The organism is Herbaspirillum sp. B65 (assembly GCF_000333555.1).
GTDB classification, from domain to species: domain Bacteria; phylum Pseudomonadota; class Gammaproteobacteria; order Burkholderiales; family Burkholderiaceae_D; genus Herbaspirillum; species Herbaspirillum rubrisubalbicans.
In genome coordinates this window covers 1-1,012 of record NZ_BADI01000430.1, presented here as the reverse complement: position 1 = coordinate 1,012, position 1,012 = coordinate 1, and the positions used below count along the sequence as shown (strand labels likewise).

Annotated in this window: 1 protein-coding gene; it reads right to left on the bottom strand. The window is 60.9% G+C overall.

Features of this window, described 5'->3' with window-relative positions; genetic code table 11:
- Positions 1 to 177 precede the first annotated feature (177 nt).
- The coding region (locus tag I5W_RS10265) for an aspartate kinase (protein ID WP_044529141.1) at positions 178 to 1,012 on the bottom strand (835 nt) is incomplete at its 5' end.

The following is a 1,012-nucleotide window of genomic DNA, read 5'->3' as shown; positions in this document are numbered from 1 at the left end:
CAGGGAGTGCCTTCGACACTCGGCCACGTCTCCACACTGCAGGCTGTTATCGCATTGCTGCGTTGCCTCAGCGAAGACCGAGATAATATCTTCTCATTTGCATCCGGTCAACAGTCGCCTTGCAAATAATCACTGTTTTTTTACCGGTGCCGTCTTCGCTGCGGCGGGTCGTGCCGATTACTTGGCGCTGTCCAGGTCAAAGGCCTTGTGCAGGGCGCGCACGGCCAGTTCCATGTACTTTTCGTCGATCAGGACCGAGATCTTGATTTCCGAGGTGGAGATCATCTGGATGTTCACGCCTTCTTCGGACAGGGTGCGGAACATCTGCGAAGCGATGCCCACGTGGCTGCGCATACCCACGCCTACCACCGAGACCTTGGAGACCTTGGTGTCGCCATTGATGGCGGCTGCACCGATATGCGCCTTGACGCTGGCGTTCAACACTTCCACGGCCTTGGCGTATTCGCCGCGCGGCACCGTGAAGGTGAAGTCGGTCTTGCCTTCCACCGACTGGTTCTGGATGATCATGTCCACTTCGATGTTGGCATCGGCCACCGGGCCCAGGATCTGGTAGGCGATGCCCGGACGGTCGGGTACGCCCAGCACGGTGATCTTGGCTTCGTCGCGGCTGAAGGCGATGCCGGTGATGGTTGCTTGTTCCATGTTCTTGTCTTCCTCAAACGAAATCAGGGTGCCGGAGGCGGCTTCTTCGGCCAGCGGCGTGAGCGGGTCGGTCAGCGACGACAGCACGCGGGTCGGCATCTTGTAGTTGCCGGCGAATTCCACCGAGCGGATCTGCAGGACCTTGGAGCCCAGGGAGGCCATTTCCAGCATCTCTTCGAAGGTCACGGTCTTGAGGCGACGGGCGTCGCTGACCACGCGCGGGTCGGTAGTGTAGACACCGTCGACGTCGGTGTAGATCAGGCATTCGGCAGCCTTCATGGCTGCGGCCACGGCCACGGCCGAGGTGTCCGAGCCGCCACGACCCAGGGTGGTGATGTTGCCGTCGGCG